General features: G+C 69.8%; 17 protein-coding genes and 3 pseudogenes. 14 read left to right on the top strand and 6 right to left on the bottom strand.

Going from position 1 to position 15,475, the window contains the following annotated elements; all coding sequences use genetic code 11:
* The first annotated feature begins 51 nt into the window (after positions 1–51).
* From ACZ5NH_RS30265 to ACZ5NH_RS30230, 8 genes are all read left to right on the top strand, one after another.
* The gene (locus tag ACZ5NH_RS30265) at positions 52–981 is read left to right on the top strand and encodes an ABC transporter ATP-binding protein (protein ID WP_468779641.1); all 930 of its coding nucleotides are present in this window, start codon (positions 52–54) and stop codon (positions 979–981) included.
* Entirely contained in the window at positions 978–1,799 is an 822-nt protein-coding gene (locus tag ACZ5NH_RS30260) for an ABC transporter permease (protein WP_468779639.1), read from the top strand. The genes ACZ5NH_RS30265 and ACZ5NH_RS30260 overlap by 4 nt, the downstream gene beginning before the upstream one ends.
* A 228-nt stretch (positions 1,800–2,027) precedes the next feature.
* Positions 2,028–2,192: a 50S ribosomal protein L33 gene (gene rpmG, locus ACZ5NH_RS30255; RefSeq protein WP_153537563.1), complete on the top strand. Its 165-nt coding sequence runs from the start codon at positions 2,028–2,030 to the stop codon at positions 2,190–2,192.
* Positions 2,193–2,239: 47 nt separating this feature from the next.
* On the top strand, positions 2,240–2,497 hold the full coding sequence (locus ACZ5NH_RS30250; RefSeq protein ID WP_468779637.1) for a type B 50S ribosomal protein L31: 258 nt from the start codon (positions 2,240–2,242) through the stop codon (positions 2,495–2,497).
* A gap of 36 nt (positions 2,498–2,533) precedes the next feature.
* Positions 2,534–2,656, top strand: a complete 123-nt coding sequence (ykgO, locus tag ACZ5NH_RS30245) for a type B 50S ribosomal protein L36 (protein WP_153537567.1) — start codon at positions 2,534–2,536, stop codon at positions 2,654–2,656.
* Positions 2,657–2,974: 318 nt separating this feature from the next.
* Positions 2,975–3,499 (top strand): hypothetical protein, encoded by a 525-nt coding sequence (locus ACZ5NH_RS30240; protein WP_468779635.1) that lies wholly within the window; start codon positions 2,975–2,977, stop codon positions 3,497–3,499.
* Positions 3,500–3,642: 143 nt separating this feature from the next.
* Positions 3,643–4,545 (top strand): polysaccharide deacetylase family protein, encoded by a 903-nt coding sequence (locus tag ACZ5NH_RS30235; protein ID WP_468779633.1) that lies wholly within the window; start codon positions 3,643–3,645, stop codon positions 4,543–4,545.
* A 204-nt stretch (positions 4,546–4,749) separates the two neighbouring features.
* Positions 4,750–6,201: a purine-cytosine permease family protein gene (locus tag ACZ5NH_RS30230; protein WP_388631431.1), complete on the top strand. Its 1,452-nt coding sequence runs from the start codon at positions 4,750–4,752 to the stop codon at positions 6,199–6,201.
* 23 nt (positions 6,202–6,224) lie between these two features.
* On the opposite strand, the pseudogene ACZ5NH_RS30225 reads toward ACZ5NH_RS30230, so the two are convergent.
* Positions 6,225–6,563: pseudogene (locus tag ACZ5NH_RS30225) on the bottom strand (LysR substrate-binding domain-containing protein); the annotation flags it as partial.
* Positions 6,564–6,772: 209 nt separating this feature from the next.
* Between ACZ5NH_RS30225 and ACZ5NH_RS30220 the strand changes: the two are divergent.
* From ACZ5NH_RS30220 to ACZ5NH_RS30205, 4 genes are all read left to right on the top strand, one after another.
* Positions 6,773–7,510 (top strand): hypothetical protein, encoded by a 738-nt coding sequence (locus ACZ5NH_RS30220; protein WP_388631422.1) that lies wholly within the window; start codon positions 6,773–6,775, stop codon positions 7,508–7,510.
* A gap of 132 nt (positions 7,511–7,642) precedes the next feature.
* Positions 7,643–8,581, top strand: coding sequence for an NAD-dependent epimerase/dehydratase family protein (locus ACZ5NH_RS30215; RefSeq protein WP_468779631.1), 939 nt, complete (start codon positions 7,643–7,645; stop codon positions 8,579–8,581).
* The gene (locus ACZ5NH_RS30210; RefSeq protein ID WP_468779629.1) at positions 8,578–9,576 is read left to right on the top strand and encodes an RNA polymerase sigma-70 factor; all 999 of its coding nucleotides are present in this window, start codon (positions 8,578–8,580) and stop codon (positions 9,574–9,576) included. The genes ACZ5NH_RS30215 and ACZ5NH_RS30210 overlap by 4 nt, the downstream gene beginning before the upstream one ends.
* Positions 9,573–10,154, top strand: coding sequence for an NADPH-dependent FMN reductase (locus ACZ5NH_RS30205; protein WP_468779627.1), 582 nt, complete (start codon positions 9,573–9,575; stop codon positions 10,152–10,154). Before ACZ5NH_RS30210 ends, ACZ5NH_RS30205 begins: the two co-directional genes overlap by 4 nt.
* Positions 10,155–10,160: 6 nt before the next feature.
* Here ACZ5NH_RS30205 and ACZ5NH_RS30200 read toward each other — a convergent pair whose 3' ends face one another.
* The gene (locus ACZ5NH_RS30200) at positions 10,161–10,466 is read right to left on the bottom strand and encodes a GatB/YqeY domain-containing protein (RefSeq protein WP_451557544.1); all 306 of its coding nucleotides are present in this window, start codon (positions 10,464–10,466) and stop codon (positions 10,161–10,163) included.
* Positions 10,467–10,569: 103 nt separating this feature from the next.
* Positions 10,570–11,003: pseudogene (locus ACZ5NH_RS30195) on the bottom strand (NPP1 family protein); the annotation flags it as partial.
* A gap of 133 nt (positions 11,004–11,136) precedes the next feature.
* Here ACZ5NH_RS30195 and ACZ5NH_RS30190 point away from each other — a divergent pair.
* Positions 11,137–11,592 (top strand): ester cyclase, encoded by a 456-nt coding sequence (locus tag ACZ5NH_RS30190; protein WP_468779751.1) that lies wholly within the window; start codon positions 11,137–11,139, stop codon positions 11,590–11,592.
* Positions 11,593–11,600: 8 nt separating this feature from the next.
* Here ACZ5NH_RS30190 and ACZ5NH_RS30185 read toward each other — a convergent pair.
* From ACZ5NH_RS30185 to ACZ5NH_RS30175, 3 genes and pseudogenes are all read right to left on the bottom strand, one after another.
* Positions 11,601–12,004 (bottom strand): annotated as a pseudogene (locus ACZ5NH_RS30185) (RidA family protein).
* Positions 12,005–12,196: 192 nt separating this feature from the next.
* Positions 12,197–12,814, bottom strand: coding sequence for a TOPRIM nucleotidyl transferase/hydrolase domain-containing protein (locus ACZ5NH_RS30180; protein WP_468779626.1), 618 nt, complete (start codon positions 12,812–12,814; stop codon positions 12,197–12,199).
* 111 nt (positions 12,815–12,925) lie between these two features.
* Positions 12,926–13,276: a DUF1330 domain-containing protein gene (locus tag ACZ5NH_RS30175; RefSeq protein WP_388631408.1), complete on the bottom strand. Its 351-nt coding sequence runs from the start codon at positions 13,274–13,276 to the stop codon at positions 12,926–12,928.
* A gap of 222 nt (positions 13,277–13,498) precedes the next feature.
* Here ACZ5NH_RS30175 and htpG point away from each other — a divergent pair, with 222 nt between their 5' ends.
* Positions 13,499–15,400, top strand: a complete 1,902-nt coding sequence (htpG, locus tag ACZ5NH_RS30170; protein WP_468779624.1) for a molecular chaperone HtpG — start codon at positions 13,499–13,501, stop codon at positions 15,398–15,400.
* Positions 15,401–15,475 lie beyond the last annotated feature (75 nt).

Here is a 15,475-nt window from a genome sequence, read left to right as displayed (position 1 = left end):
CCACCCACGGCTTCATGCCCGCACCGTGCGCCACCCGGCACCGTTGTCGCCGTGATCGAAGTCAACGAACTCACCAAGCGCTACGGCGACAAGACGGCTGTCGAGCGCCTCACCTTCGCCGTGCGGCCGGGACAGGTCACCGGCTTCCTCGGTCCCAACGGAGCCGGCAAGACCACCACCCTGAGGATGATCCTCGGCCTCGACAGACCCACGGGCGGCTCCGCCACGGTCGGCAAGGCCGACTTCCGCAGCCACCCGCGCGGCCTGCGGCACGTCGGCGCGCTCCTGGACGCCGGCCATGTGCACGGCGGACGCAGCGCGGCGGCCCATCTGTCCGCACTGGCCCGCAGCAACGGCATCCCGCCGCGGCGGGTCACGGAGGTGCTGCAGGAGGTCGGGCTGGCCGAGGTCGCGAGGCGGCGCATCGGCGGCTTCTCGCTCGGCATGAAGCAACGGCTCGGCATCGCCACCGCCCTGCTCGGCGATCCACCGGTGCTGATGTTCGACGAGCCGATCAACGGCATGGACCCGGAAGGCGTTCTCTGGGTCCGGCGCCTCTTCCGCGGACTGGCCGCCGAGGGACGTACCGTCTTCCTCTCCAGTCATCTGATGTCGGAGATGGAGAACACCGCCGACCAGCTCGTCGTCATCGGCCGGGGCCGGCTGATCGCCGCCGAGTCGGTGGAGGACTTCGCGGCCCGCAGCACCCGCCGCAGCGTCGTGGTGGCCGGCCCTGACGCCACGAGGCTGGCGGCGGTACTGACCGCCGCGGGCGCATCGGTCGAGCCGCAGGGTCCGCAGGGTCCAGCCGGCGCCGGGAGACTCGCCGTGGCCGGGTTGCCGGCGGACCGGATCGGAGCGCTCGCCCTGGAACACCGGATCCCGCTGAACGAGCTGACCACGCGCACGGCCTCACTGGAGGAGGCGTTCATGGAACTCACCGCCGACAGCGTCGAATACCTGGCAGGACGGCCCCGATGACCACACGCACCATCCCCGCGCCCGTCCGTTTCGGTGACCTGGTCGCCGCCGAGTGGATCAAAACGCGGTCCCTGCGCTCCACTTGGTGGACGATCGCACTCGCCGGCCTGTTCGTGATCGGCTCCGCCGCCGTGGCGGCACTCGCGGACTACCGCAACCTGGCTGCCGCCGGTACGACCGTGCGCCGCCCCGCCGGCTTCCTGCCGTTCGACGCCTGTCCGCAGCCCGGCTACATGACGCTGATGCTCGTCGCCGGCAGCGTCGGGGCCATCACGATCGTGAGCGAGTACAGCAGCGGCCTGATCCGCACCACCACCGTGGCCGTCCCCGCCCGCGGCTCGGTGATACTGGCCAAGGCGACCGTCACCGCCGCACTGTGGACCGCCGTCGGTACGGCCGTCTCCACCGGTAGCTTCCTCGTCTCCCAGGCCATCCTGAACGGCCGGCACGCGGGGGTTTCGATCACACATCCCGGTGTGCCGCGGGCGCTCGTGGCATCCGCGCTGCTGGCCCCCGTCTGCGCACTGGCCGGGCTCGGGCTGGGCGTACTGATCCGGCACACCGCCGCGACCATGGCGACCTGCGCCTTCACGCTGCTGATGCTGCCGACCGTCTTCTCGCAGAGCAAGCGGTGGTCCGCCGACGTCAACCACACCATGGTCGTCGCCGCCTGGCAGCGCCTGGTCCAGAACTGGGAACCGGATCCCGGCTCCCGCATGTTCAGCGCCACGGTCCCCGGCTCCTGGACGGTGTACGTGCTGTGGCCCCTGATCGCGGTCGTCGTCGCCGTGCTGGTCGTCGGGAAGCGGGACGTCTGACCTGTCCCCACGGGGCCGTCTGCTCCCAAGCGCGCCAGGCGGTGCGCCGGAGACGACGCCCGGGAATGCCGGCGACCCCCGCATGGTTTGCACGACCGTGTCCGAACCTGCCCGCTCGTCCGGCGGCAGCGGCACGACACCACCGGGAATATCGGAGCACGCGGCACTGTTGCACTCATTGCTGACATGCTCGGGTCAATACCGGGGTGTGGGTGAAGGGAGATTCTCATGGCACGCAGCACCGTGCGTCCCGTCGTCAGGCTGAAGTCGACGGCAGGCACCGGCGTCACCTATGTGACGCGCAAGAACCGTCTGAGCGACCCCGACCGGCTCGTCCTGCGCAAGTACGACCCGGTCGCCGGCCGGCACGTCACCTTCCGCGAGGAACGCTGAAGCACGCCGCGGCCCCCTCGGGCCGACGGCCACAAGGAGGCACACCCATGAGGACAGGCATCCATCCCGAGTCCCGGCTCGTCGTCTTCCGCGACCGGGCCGCCGACACCCTCTTCCTGACCCGTTCGACCGCCACCGCGTCGAAGACCGTCGTCTGGGAAGACGGCACCACCTACCCGCTGATCGACGTGGAGATCTCGTCGGCCAGCCACCCCTTCTACACCGGCACCGCGCGGGCCGTGGACACCGCCGGCCGCATCGAACGCTTCCAGCGCCGCTACGGCCGTCCGGCGTCCCGCGGCTGACCGCCGGGTGCTCCTGAGCACAAGGAGAACCAAACCATGAAGGTGCGCAAGTCCCTGCGCTCACTGAAGTCCAAGCCCGGCGCCCAACTGGTGCGCCGCCGCGGGGTGGTCTTCGTCGTGAACAAGAAGAACCCTCGCTTCAAGGCGCGCCAGGGCTGACCGGCCGCGCCGAGAAGACCTGGGCCCGGTCCTGCTCCGCGCAGGACCGGGCCCGTTCGGTTCGACGTGCCGCAGTGGTCCGGTCAGGTCCGGCGACAGGGGTTTCGCTCCGCGCGGTCCCGCGTTCCCGGTGCAGGACGGCGACCAACGCGCCGACTTCCTCCATGCCGATCAGATGCACCGCAGGAACAGACTCGGCGACGCCACCTGCGCTCCTGCTCAAGTCCCCCTCCGGCGGGGTGCCTTCCCCCGTGCGGCGGAGACGGTCGGGCTCGGCGGAGGAGGCGTCGGCGGCACGCGCCGACCAGCATGTTCGGCATGACCAGAGCGACCGTGCACCCCCCTCTTCGTCCCCTCTCACCCGCCCCCCTCTGGGCGCGCCGCGCCGCTCACGCCATCGCCTGGTGCGCGGCACCCTCGGGCCTGTGGCGTCTGGCCATGGCATCGGGCATCTACGTGGGCTACAGCGACAAGGTGTTGCGCGATTTCTACGCCATACCGGGCTGGGGAGTCCCCTACGTCGTCGGCCTGTCCGTCCTGACCGAGCTGGCCGCTCTCTTCCCCTTGCTCCTCGTCCGCGACCGGCGACCGCGACACCCTCGTGCACTGGCCGGTCTGGCCTGGACGGCCTCGGCTGTGACGATCCTGGTGGCGTTGTCGCAGGTGGTGGTCGCCTTCACCGTGGACAGCCGCACGGAGCTCGCGAGCGGCGCGCCTCGCACCGTGTGGGCCCTCGCCTACGGCCCGCTCCTCGCCGTACCGGTTCTGATGACGGCGGTCACCTGGTCGTACGCACGGCGGCACCCGTCCAAGGGACGGCCGGGAGGCAGAAACGGCCGGTAGCGCCACCGTGCCCCGACTCGCCCGCCGCCGATTCTGGAAGACCTCTTACCCCCGTCTTCACGGCCGCGGGTGGTCCGCTGCATACGGTTGCCGTCGTGGACGGCTGTCAGGGTAACGGCCTGCGATCAGGTGTGGGGGAGCGGATGACGGCTGGTCGCCGTGCGGTGCTGGCCGCCATGGCGGGAGGACTGCTCGCCGGTTGCGCGGGCCCGAACAACGGTGGCGGCGCCCCCGCGGCGGCCTCCTCCGGTTCGCCGGGGACAGGCGCGGGCGCGACGACTCCACGGCCCCCCACTGTCGTCCCCTCGGCCACGGCCTCCGCCGCCCGGCCTCTCGTCACCCGCGCGCAGATCGTGGCCCGCTACGGGCGCAGCGTGCCGCACACCTGGGGCTTCGACGCCCCGGGTGTGGTGCACTCCCTGCCGCACCCGGCCCGCGACATCGCGCTGACCTTCGACGCCTGCGGCGGCCCGGGCGGCAGCGGCTATGACCGGGCGCTCGTCGATTTCCTCCGGGCACGGCACATTCCGGCGACGCTGTTCATCAATTCCCGCTGGATCGACGCCAACCCGGCCGCGTTCCACCGACTGGCCACCGATCCGCTGTTCGAGATCGCCAACCACGGCACCCGGCACCGCCCGCTGTCCGTCACCGGCCGCTCCGCGTACGGCATTCCCGGTACCCGTGACGCGGGCGAGGTGTACGACGAGATCGCCGGCAACCGGGCCAAGCTGACCCGCCTGCTGGACGCCCCGCCGCGCTTCTTCCGCTCCGGCACCGCGTACTGCGACGATGTCGCGGCCCGCATTGTCACAGACCTGGGGGAGCGCTTCGTGAGCTTCTCCGTCAACGGTGACGGCGGCGCCACCTTCACCGCCGAGCAGGTCCACGCCACCGTCGCCTCGGCTCGGGCCGGTTCCATCGTCCTGTGCCACATGAACCACCCCGAGGGCGGCACCGCACGGGGCATCGCGAGCGCCGTCCCGCACCTGCTGGCCACCGGCCACCGCTTCGTCCGCCTCTCGGACGCCCTGCATCGGACCTGACATGTGCCACGGAGTGGCGGCGAGGCACCGAACGTGACCGGTAGGCGCCCACTGTCACCGCGCTGACTACAGCGTCACGGAACGCCGGGCCACGGCCGACTCGGTGCCGCTCGGGCTCTCGACTGCCTGTGTCTCACCACTCGTCACCGGGGCCACGGTGGATCACAATATGTGCCAGAGGCACATCGGCCGCCAGGAGGCGTCATGAGCACATCAGTCGAGTCGAGGGTGTCCGGCCTTGAGGTCCGGTCCATCGACTACGTCCCCCTGGACGAGCGGCACGGCAAGCTCTGGCATCTGGGCCCCCTGTGGTTCATGTCCAACGCCCAGATCGCGACCCTGGCCGTGGGACTCATCAGCATCACCGAGGGCGGCAACCTGATCTGGTCCCTGCTGGCCATCGTCGCCGGCACCGTCATCGGCACCTTCTTCATGGCCTTCCACTCGGCACAGGGACCCCAGTTGGGCCTGCCGCAGATGATCCAGTCGCGCCCCCAGTTCGGTTACGTCGGCGCCCTCCTGGTGTGGCTCTTCGCCTATGTGCAGTACGCGGGCTTCAACGTCTTCAACAGCATCCTCGCCGCCGACTCCCTGCACACCACCGTGCACGGCAGCGTCAAACTGTGGGTGGTCGTCGTCACCGTGGTAGCGCTGGTCATCGCGCTGGTGGGCTACGACATCATCCACAAGGCCGAGCGGATCCTGACGTACACCTTCCTGGTCGTCTTCGGGATCTTCACCGTCGGCGTGCTCGTCACCCTGCACTATCCGGCGGGCTCGTTCGATCTGGGCGCCTTCAAGTGGACGCCGTTCCTCGCCCAGTTCGGCGTGGTCGCCGGCTACCAGATCAGCTGGGCCATCTACGTCTCCGACTACTCGCGCTATCTCCCGCCGGACGTGACGGTCCGCAAGACCTTCTACTGGACGTACTTCGGCTCCGCGCTCGGCGGTATCTGGCTGATGGTCCTCGGCACGCTGCTCGCGGCCTGGGCCGGCAAGGACTTCGAGACCATCAAGTCCATCAACGCCGCCGGCGACAAGGTGTTCGACGGCTTCGGCGCGATCGTGCTGCTCTTCGCCGCCCTGGGCCTGGTGTCCGTCACCGCGCTGAACATGTACGGCGGTTCGCTCACCCTCATCAGCGGCATCGACTCGTTCAAGCGGGTGCGGCCGACACTGGGCGTACGCCTGCTGACCATCGGACTCACCGCGGCGCTCTCCCTGGTCGGCGCGCTGGCCGCGACCTCCAACTTCCTGGAGAACTTCAACAACTTCCTGCTGCTCGTGCTCTACCTCTTCATCCCCTGGACCGCGGTGAACCTCATGGACTACTACGTCGTGCGCCGCGGGCACTACGCCATCGCCGAGATCTTCAACCCGCATGGCATCTACGGCCGTTGGGGCTGGCACGGCATCATCTCCTACCTGGTCGGCTTCGCCGCCATGATCCCCTTCTTCTCCGTCGGCACCCTGTACGTGGGTCCCGCCGCCAAGGCGCTGGGCGGAGCCGACATCTCGCTGTTCATCGGCCTTCCGGTCGCCGCGGTCCTGTACTGGTGGCTGACCCGCTCGATCGACGTGGCCGCCGAGACACGCGTCGCCGAGGCCGAGGCGCAGGCGCTGGAGCAGGCGGCCCACGAGCACCGCGAGCCCTGAACGGCGCCGGCTCTACGACCGGGGGCGCGCCGGGCGGCCGCGCGCCCGAGGGCGTCGCGGCAGGCGAGGATCGCGGGGTGCCGGCTGCTCCCGCGCCGTACGACGGTGGAGATGCGGCGGCCGCGCAGGCCGCGGGGGAGCTGCCGCAGAGGCACGGTCGGCGCCCGGCCGTCCCAGACGAGCGCCGGGAGGAAAGCGGCGGCGTGCCCCTGCTCGACGAGGCGGAGGTGGAGCAGGAGATCGGTGGTCTCGAACCGTACGTCGGGTTCGAAGCCGGCGGTGCGGCACAGGGTCATGGCCCAGTGCCGGGCGGTCGTGCCCTCGGGCTCCATCACCCAGGGATGCTTCTCCAGGGAACGCATCAACGACGCACACGGCCGCACCCTGCTGCCCGTGGACCCGCACCGGCCCGGCGTGGCCGGAGCGGCACGGGACGAGCGGCTCGCCTGAAGCCTCCACGGGACGCCGGCGGGTCCACGTCGGCGGCCCCCGGTCAGGCCGACGTGGCCCCGCCCGACGCACCGGAGTCCCGGCTCCGGCCGCCGCACACCCGGCCGGGACAATCCTCGTCATGAACGACGACATGGCTGACGCCCGGAGCCGACTGGCCAGGATCGAACGGCTGCTGGAGAGCGGCGAACGCGAACTGGTCCCCGCCTGGCGCCGGGCGACCCGCGGCGAGCCGCGCTGGACGGTGACGGTGGTGATCCTGGCGGCCGTCGCCCTGCAGCTGATCGTGCCGCACCGGCTCATCCTCCTGCGCACGGTCTGGGCTCTGCCCGCACTGGAGTTGGTGCTGCTGGCCGGGCTGATCGCGGGCAATCCTAGGCGCGTGGAACCCCGTACCCGCCTGCTGCGGTACCTGGGCCTGGCCCTGACCGGCGTCATCAGCCTGGCCAACGGCTGGGCGGCGGTCCTTCTCGTGGGGGATCTGGTGCGCGGCAAAGGCGGAGACAGCGCGGTCCCGCTCCTGCTGACCGGTGGTGTCATCTGGGTGACGAACGTGATGGTGTTCGCCCTGTGGTACTGGGAGTGGGACCGGGGCGGCCCCATGGCCCGGGTCCGGGGACAGCACCAGTTCCCCGACTTCCTCTTCGTACAGATGCAGAGTCCGGAGCTGGCCCCGCCGGACTGGGAACCGGCGTTCCTGGACTACCTCTACCTCTCCTTCACCAACGCCACCGCCTTCAGCCCGACCGACGTCATGCCGCTCTCCCGCTGGTCGAAGATGCTCATGATGCTGCAGTCCTCGGTGTCCCTGGTCACCGTGGTCCTCGTGGTCGCCCGCGCGGTCAACATCCTGAAGTGACCGGACGGCCGGCCCGCCCTTCGGCGAACGCCCGTTGCCGGCCTTCGGTTCGCGAGACCCGCTCACCCGTGTCACAGACGGCCGGGCTGTCTCGTCTCAGATCCCGGAGAACGACTTGGGATCAGGAAGGTGATGGTCATGCGGGTGTTCGTGGCGGGCGGAACCGGCGTGCTCGGGCGACGGCTGGTACCGCAGCTCGTGGCCCGGGGCCACCAGGTGACGGCCACGACGACGAGCGCGGCCAAGCTCGGACAGGCCGAGAGACTGGGCGCGAAAGCCGTCGTCATGGACGGACTGGACGCGGTGTCCGTCGGGGAGGCGGTGGCGGCCGCCCGGCCGGACGTGATCGTGCACCAGATGACCGGGATCGGCCTCGCACACGCCGGCAAACCGGATCTGAAGCACTTCGACCGGTGGGCCGCGCCCACCATCAGGCTGCGCACCGAGGGAACCGACCACCTGCTGGCGGCGGCCGAGGCGACCGGCGTACCGCACTTCGTCGCGCAGGGCTATGCCAACTGGAACGGAATCCGCGAGGGGGGATGGGTGAAGAGCGAGGAGGACCCGCTGGACCTGCACGAGGGGACGCCCGCGTACCCGGCGATGGCCGCCCTGCGGCACGTCGAGGACGCGGTCGGCAGAGTCGGCGGCGCCGTCCTGCGCTACGGCGGGTTCTACGGGCCGGGCGCCACCGACGACCAGCTCGAACTCGTCCGCAAGCGGCAGTTCCCACTGGTCGGGGACGGCACCGGGTACGCCTCGTGGGTGCACCTCGACGACGCGGCGAGCGCCACCGTCCTCACCGTGGAGCGGCAGGCGAGGGGCGCCTTCAACATCGTCGACGACGAACCCGCCCCGGAGAGCGAATGGCTGCCGTATCTGGCGGCGTGCGCGGGTGCCAAGCCTCCGATGCGGGTGCCGAAGTGGCTGGCCCGGCTGCTGGCCGGGGAGGTCGTGGTGACGATGATGACGGAGGGCCGTGGCTTCTCCAACGCCAAGGCCAAGCGCGAGCTCGGCTGGCAACTGCGCTATCCCTCGTGGCGCCAGGGCTTCAAGGAGGGGCTGGCGTGAGCAGGGTCGAGGAGTTCGAGGAGCTCCGGCCGCTGCTGTTCTCCATCGCCTACCGCATCCTGGGGAGTGTGGCCGAGGCCGAGGACGCGGTCCAGGAGACCTGGCTGCGCTACGACCTCTCCCCGACCCGGCCGACGTCGACCAGGGCGTTTCTCTCCGCCACGGTCACCCGCCTCTCGATCGACGTACTGCGCTCGGCCCGCGTGCGGCGCGAGCAGTACATCGGACCGTGGTTCCCCGAGCCGCTGCTCACCGACCCCTACCAGGACCCCGAGCACGCGGCGGAACTGGCCGACTCGCTGTCCATGGCGTCCCTGCTCCTGCTGGAACGGCTCAGCCCGCTCGAACGGGCCGTCTTCGTCCTGCGGGAGGTGTTCGCGTTCGGCTTCCCCGACATCGCCGCAGCCGTGGGACGCTCCGAGGCGGCCTGCCGCCAGCTCGCCGTACGCGCCCGCCGCCACATGGACGCCGGCCGGCCCCGCTTCGAGGCGGACCGGAAGGAACGCGAGGAACTCGCGGAACGGTTCTTCGACGCCTTGAAGGACGGCGATGTCGACGGGCTGCGGCAACTCCTCGCCGCCGACGTGCAGATGGTCGCGGACAGCGGCGGCAAGGCACCGCGGTGGGCCGGGGGAATCCACGGCATCGACCAGATGTGCCAGATGCTCGACCAGCTCCTCTGGCCGTTCCTCGGCATCGGCGGCGTCGTCGAGCCACGCCAGGTCAACGGCCAGCCGGGCGCGGTCTTCCGTGACCGCGACGGCAAGGTCGTCAACATCTGGACCCTCGACATCCTCGACGGGCGCATTCAGGCGATCCGCACGGTCAGCAACCCCGACAAGCTCGGCCACATGGGCCCCGTCGCGGATGCCTGGGCCCTGCTGCGCGAAGCCCAGCAGGCCCGCCGGCACATGGCCGGCCCGGAACCGACAGACCCGGCCACCACACCCGTAGGGGAATTCGAGCGGGAAACAGAACAGGAGAACCGGACGTGATCAGGACCGGCATCATCATCGGCAGCACCCGCCCCGGCCGGAAGGGCGACCGGGTGGCCGAATGGGTACGGGACCTCGCGGCCGAACGCGCGGGCGACGCGGCGGACTTCGACCTCGTGGACCTGAAGGAGCACGCGCTTCCGCTGCTCGACGAAGCGGTCCCGGCCCTCATGGCGCCGGGCGAACGACCCCACACCAGGCGCTGGGCCGAGCGGATCGGCTCGTACGACGCCTTCATCGTCGTCACCCCCGAATACAACGCGGCCCCTCCGGCCAGCCTGACCAACGCCATCGACTACCTCTACGCCGAGTGGGGCGGCAAGCCGGTCGCCTACGTGGGGTACGGCATCTTCGGCGCGGTCATGGCGGTGCAGAAGCTGCGCGCCCAGGCGGGCGTGCTGCGCATGGCGGACATCGGACCGCAGGTGGCGCTGTCGTTGCGCGAGGACTTCGTGAACCTCACCGACTTCCGTCCGCAGGAACTGCACGTGCCCGAGGTGCACACCCTGGTCGACGAGTTGCTGACCTGGGCGCAGGCACTCGCCCCGCTCCGGGCGGAGTCCGCGGCGACGGCCTGAACGGGATCAGTCGAGGAGTCGGAGCAGAACGGCGGCCTCCGCGCGGAGCTGCGCTGCCCGGTCGGCCTGCCCCGGTGCCGTGAACTGCGCTGCGAGCGTGAGCCGTTCGTCGGCCTCGGCTCGCACGATGTCGGTGACGTGCTGTTCGGTCAGCTCACGCCGCGCAGCCTCGGTGGCGCCGACACCGACCGGCGCCTGCTCGATGGCCAAGCCGCGCAGCTCGGCCGAGCCCACCGGCACCGCCTCGGCGTTGTCCACCGCTGCAAGCGTGGAACGCAAGGCGCTCACCGCGACCTTGTCGCGGGCACGCATCGCTTCTCGCAGGGCCTGACGCATATGAAGGCGCAGAGACATGCGGGTGACCCTATGATCCGCCGGCGGGACCCTCAACGGAATATCCGTTGAGGGTCCCGCCGTGGTACACGATCTTCGGGTAGGTGCCGTCGAAGCGAACCGAGGAGCGCGCGGCCACCTGATAGCTGGCTTCTCGCGTGAGCAGGTGTTGGCGTTGGCGAGCTGGGCGTAGTCGTGGCAGTGGCCGTTGACGTCGCCGCCGAGTTTCAGACCGGGGTTGATCGTGCCGTCGGCGCCGATGGCGGCCGTGGCGTAGCAGCCGTCGCCGTCGTAGTCGTAGGCGGGCGAGAAGGTCTGCTCCAGGCCGTCGGCGTTCTACGGCAGCAGCTGAAGGACGCTCGCGTCGGCGCGGCCCGGGAGGGACACCGTGAGGGCCAGCGCGGTGAGGGCGACGGCCGGGGCGTATCGCCGAAGTCGCCGCGAACGGTTGGTGCCGGCCGCCTTGGAGCCCGTGTCCGTCGCCGTGACAGCGGCCGTGGAAGGGGACTTGGTCATGAGTGGGGGGCCTTTCACGCGGGGAGCGGGAGGGTGAGTGCGTGTGAGGATGCGCCGCTGAGCCGTGAACCTGAAGGTGTGGACTGGCCGTGTCACAGCCCGGCGCGCTCGTTCGTCACATGTGTGTAGCCAGATGCGGCGACGGAGGAGAAGTCGTATGTCAACCGATGAGACCACTCGGAACAAGGCGACGGCCGCGCGTCTGCATGACGCTGTGCACACCAGGGATCTGGAGATGATCTCGAAGGTGATCGATGAGATCGTGGCGCCGGACCTTGTGTTCCACGCGCCGGTGCCGATGGGCATGACGGGAGCGCAGGCACTCAAGCAGGTGTGGGCCGTGCTCCTCCACGCGTTTCCTGACATTCACGTCACGGTCGAGGATGTGATCGCCGAGGGTGACAAGGTCGTGTCCAGGAACACGGTGACCGGAACCCACCGCGGCGAGTACCAGGGGATGCCGCCGACCGGCAGGTCCGTCACCTACGGCGAGATCTTCATCCTCCGCTTCGAGGACGGTCGCATCGCCGAAATCTGGGGCGTGGTCGACGTCCTCTCCCAAATGCGCCAATTGGGGGCCGTCTCCTAGACGCTTCGCTACCGGCCCACGGCGGCCACACCGTCGATCTCGACGCGCACGCCGTCGCGCACGAGTTGCGTGACGACCGTCGTCCGGGCCGGAAACTGCGGGCAGTCCGCGAAGAACTCGCGGTACACCCGGTTGAAGGTCGCGAAGTCGCCCCCGCCCCTGAGGTAACAGGTGCACTTGACGATCAGATCCTTCCTGCGCCCCGCGGCGCCGACGACCGCGCCGAGTTGTGCAGAACCTGCCGGGCCTGTTCGCAGAAGTCGTCCGGTATCGCGTGCGTCTCCGGGTCGAGCGGGCCTTGACCGGACGTGAACACCAAGTCGCCGACCCTGATGGCCTGGGACAAGGGTGGCTCGGTGCCGTCGGGGAAGCGGACGAAGGGGGCGTTGTCGGCGTGGATGCGTTCGATCATGCCGGCATTGTGAGGAGCCCGGACTTCCTCGCGGGAGCGGAACTCCTTTTGCCCGCATTCACCGCGCACTGCGAACGCCGTCAGCGTGGTCCGGCGACGCGGACACCTTGTGCGCGCATCACGGTGATCACCTCCTGCGGGCTTACGCCGAACCGAAGAGGACCCAACTCTCCGGACGGCGTTGCCCCGCTGTCAGAGGCTGGTCAGCAGGTCGTCGAGCGGGGCGGGCACGCGGTCGGGAGCGAGGGCCTCGACGAGGACGCGGCCGTAGTGGATCTTGCGCCCCTTCTTCGTGCTGAGAAAGCGCCGCAACTGCTGGTGCGAGGTGCGGCCCCGCTGAGCGGGCTGGCGCAGGAAGGTCTGCAGGGCGCGCAGCTCGCCCTCCGCTCGGACCAGTTCCTCCACCCGTGTCACGCCCAGCGCGCGGATGAGCTCGTCCTCCAGATCCGCCGCACAGACGAAGAAACCGTGCTGTGCTGAGCCCGCCCCCGGCAAAGCGCGCGCGTAGTAGGCGCGCTCCCCCTCGTCGCACAGTCCCGTGAGGCGCAGGCCCAGGCCGGGTGGCCCGAGGAGGCGGGCGAAGCGCCCGACACTCATCGCACCGCCGATCGGCAGGACGCAGACGCCTTCGGCCGCCAGGTTCCGGCCCCGACGCGCGGCGAGCGCGTCGACCGCCGCGACATCACTCGGCCCTTCCAGCAGGACGGCCGCACGGACGGGCAGCCGCGCGGCCAGCTCGCGGGCGGAATCGCCGGGGTCACCGGCAGCCCACGCGATGACCGCCTCCCGAAACGACCTCATGTCATCCATGAGGCGAGTGTCCGCGCTTTCCGGCCACCGCGGTAGGGAATTACCGCCCGTCCGCCGTCACGAACGAGGAGGAGACCGGCACCAGTTGCGGCACGAGTGGGCTCCGCCGCATCAGCACGGGGCGGCAAGAGCCTCCAGCATGGTGCGTGCCGTGACGGTCGCGTCGTAGTCCTCGCGCACGCCCGGAACCAGGATGATGTCGCCCTCGATGTGCCGGGAGCGCAGGGGCGCGATGGCCCGATACTCCTCGGAGTCCCACCAGGCGCGTGCGTGGGAGATCGACGGAAAGCCGATCACGACGACGTGCCCGGGCCATGCGCCCTCCTTCACCTCGTGCGCATCGCCGTGTACGAGGAACCGGCCACCGTACGGTTCGAAGGTGGCGGTGACGCGCGCGATGTACTCGGCGATCTCCGGGTGCGGAGCGGCTTCCCGCAGGTGAGCGATCGCGTAGGCGGTCATGGTGTCCCTCCGGTCGGTCGGCTGCTGTGCTGTTCACGATCCTGCCGCCGGTGCCCGCCGCGGTCGATGACCTGCCAGGTAATCAAGGAACCGAGCTGATCGGGGCCTGGCCGCGGGGTCTGGATCCAGCCACCGTCGGCGTCTGCGGCCGACGTGCTGACGTGGTGTTTTACAGTGTCTGGCATCAGTTCCGGCGATATCACCTGTGAGGAATGCGCGAACATGCCGACTGAAACGCTCGAGTTTCAGGTAGAGGCCCGTCAGCTGCTGCAGCTGATGATCCACTCGGTCTACTCCAACAAGGACGTCTTCCTGCGTGAGCTCGTCTCCAACGCTTCCGACGCGCTCGACAAGCTGCGTCTGGAGAAGTTGCGGGACGACTCGCTCGACGCCGACGTGTCCGATCTGCACATCGAGATCGACATCGACCGCGACGCCCGCACCCTCACCGTGCGGGACAACGGCATCGGAATGTCGTACGACGAGGTCGGGCGGCTCATCGGCACCATCGCCAACTCCGGCACCGCACAGTTCCTGCAGGAGTTGCGGGAGGCCAAGGACGCGGCCGGGGCGGAGGGGCTGATCGGCCAGTTCGGGGTCGGGTTCTACTCCGGCTTCATGGTGGCGGACGAGGTCACCCTGGTCACCCGGCGCGCCGGCGAGAGCCAGGGCACCCGCTGGACCTCGCGCGGCGAGGACAGCTACACGCTGGAGCCGGTCGACGACGCTCCGCAGGGCACCTCGGTCACCCTCCACCTCAAGCCCGCCGACCCGGAGAACCAGCTCCACGACTACACCTCCTCGTGGAAGATCCGGGAGATCGTCAAGCGCTACTCGGACTTCATCACCTGGCCGATCCGGATGGTCCCGGACCAGGGCGAGGGCGATGAGGGGGCGCCCGAGCCCGAGACGCTCAACTCGATGAAGGCACTGTGGGCACGGTCGCGTGACGAGGTGTCCGACGACGAGTACCACGAGCTGTACAAGCACATCGGGCACGACTGGCGCGACCCGCTGGAGACCATCCGGCTCCAGGCGGAGGGCACCTTCGAGTTCCAGGCCCTGCTGTTCCTCCCCGCGCACGCTCCGCACGACCTGTTCACGCGGGACTTCCGGCGCGGTGTGCAGCTGTACGTCAAGCGTGTCTTCATCATGGACGACTGCGAGGCGCTGCTGCCGCCGTACCTCCGCTTCGTCAAGGGTGTCGTCGACGCGGCCGACCTCTCGCTCAACGTGTCCCGCGAGATCCTCCAGCAGGACCGGCACATCGAGATGATGCGGCGACGGCTGACGAAGAAGGTCCTGTCCACGGTCAAGGACCTGATGGCCAAGGACCCTGAGCGATACGCCACCTTCTGGCGCGAGTTCGGCACCGTCCTGAAGGAGGGACTGGTCACCGACCCGGAGAACCGTGACGCCCTCCTCGCCCTCGCGTCGTTCGCGAGCACACACGACGACACCGAGCCGACCACGCTGAAGAGTTACGTGGAGCGGATGAAGGACGGCCAGGACGACATCTACTACCTGACCGGCGAGTCCCGGCAGAGCATCGAGAACTCCCCGCACATGGAGGCCTTCCGGGACCGGGGCATCGAGGTGCTGCTGCTCACCGACCCCGTCGACGAGGTGTGGGCCGACACCGTCGGCGAGTACGACGGCAAGAAGCTGCGGTCCGTCGCCAAGGGGCAGATCGACCTCGACGCCAAGGACGACGAATCCTCCGACGGAGAGCGGGAGAAGCAGACCGAGGACTACGCCGGCCTGCTCGGCTGGATGCAGGAGCAACTGGACGAGGACATCAAGGAGGTGCGTCTGTCCTCCCGTCTCACTGTCTCCCCGGCCTGTGTCGTCTCCGACGCGAACGATCTGACCCCGGCGCTGGAGAACATGTACCGGGCGATGGGCCAGGAGGTGCCCCGCGCCAAGCGGATTCTGGAGCTCAACCCCGGCCACCAGCTGGTGAAGGGCCTCAACCAGGCGTACAAGGAGCGCGAGGACCGCACGGGGCTCACCGAGACCGCGGAACTCCTGCACGGTCTGGCGGTACTCGCCGAGGGCGGACAGCCCAAGGACCCCGCCCGCTTCGTCAAGCTGATGGCGGACCGCCTGGAACGCGCTCTGTGATCCGGCACCTGCTGAGGTCGGCGGTCTGTCCCGGGGGCGGGGCAGGCCGCCGGCTCGGCGGCGCCTCCTGAACCG

The sequence above is a fragment of the Streptomyces sp. NPDC031426 genome (assembly GCF_055581585.1).
Note: the sequence above shows the minus strand (reverse complement) of the source record. Positions and strands in the feature narration are given on the sequence as shown.

What these genes read in the sequence shown, in the direction of transcription:
- ACZ5NH_RS30260 (WP_468779639.1), top strand. Translation starts at nt 978, where the DNA reads ATGACCACACGCACCATCCCCGCGCCCGTCCGTTTCGGTGACCTGGTC.
- rpmG (WP_153537563.1), top strand. Translation starts at nt 2,028, where the DNA reads ATGGCACGCAGCACCGTGCGTCCCGTCGTCAGGCTGAAGTCGACGGCA.
- ACZ5NH_RS30250 (WP_468779637.1), top strand. Translation starts at nt 2,240, where the DNA reads ATGAGGACAGGCATCCATCCCGAGTCCCGGCTCGTCGTCTTCCGCGAC.
- ykgO (WP_153537567.1), top strand. Translation starts at nt 2,534, where the DNA reads ATGAAGGTGCGCAAGTCCCTGCGCTCACTGAAGTCCAAGCCCGGCGCC.
- ACZ5NH_RS30240 (WP_468779635.1), top strand. Translation starts at nt 2,975, where the DNA reads ATGACCAGAGCGACCGTGCACCCCCCTCTTCGTCCCCTCTCACCCGCC.
- ACZ5NH_RS30235 (WP_468779633.1), top strand. Translation starts at nt 3,643, where the DNA reads ATGACGGCTGGTCGCCGTGCGGTGCTGGCCGCCATGGCGGGAGGACTG.
- ACZ5NH_RS30230 (WP_388631431.1), top strand. Translation starts at nt 4,750, where the DNA reads ATGAGCACATCAGTCGAGTCGAGGGTGTCCGGCCTTGAGGTCCGGTCC.
- ACZ5NH_RS30220 (WP_388631422.1), top strand. Translation starts at nt 6,773, where the DNA reads ATGAACGACGACATGGCTGACGCCCGGAGCCGACTGGCCAGGATCGAA.
- ACZ5NH_RS30215 (WP_468779631.1), top strand. Translation starts at nt 7,643, where the DNA reads ATGGTCATGCGGGTGTTCGTGGCGGGCGGAACCGGCGTGCTCGGGCGA.
- ACZ5NH_RS30200 (WP_451557544.1), bottom strand. Translation starts at nt 10,466, where the DNA reads ATGCGTGCCCGCGACAAGGTCGCGGTGAGCGCCTTGCGTTCCACGCTT.
- ACZ5NH_RS30190 (WP_468779751.1), top strand. Translation starts at nt 11,137, where the DNA reads ATGCGGCGACGGAGGAGAAGTCGTATGTCAACCGATGAGACCACTCGG.
- ACZ5NH_RS30180 (WP_468779626.1), bottom strand. Translation starts at nt 12,814, where the DNA reads ATGGATGACATGAGGTCGTTTCGGGAGGCGGTCATCGCGTGGGCTGCC.
- ACZ5NH_RS30175 (WP_388631408.1), bottom strand. Translation starts at nt 13,276, where the DNA reads ATGACCGCCTACGCGATCGCTCACCTGCGGGAAGCCGCTCCGCACCCG.
- htpG (WP_468779624.1), top strand. Translation starts at nt 13,499, where the DNA reads ATGCCGACTGAAACGCTCGAGTTTCAGGTAGAGGCCCGTCAGCTGCTG.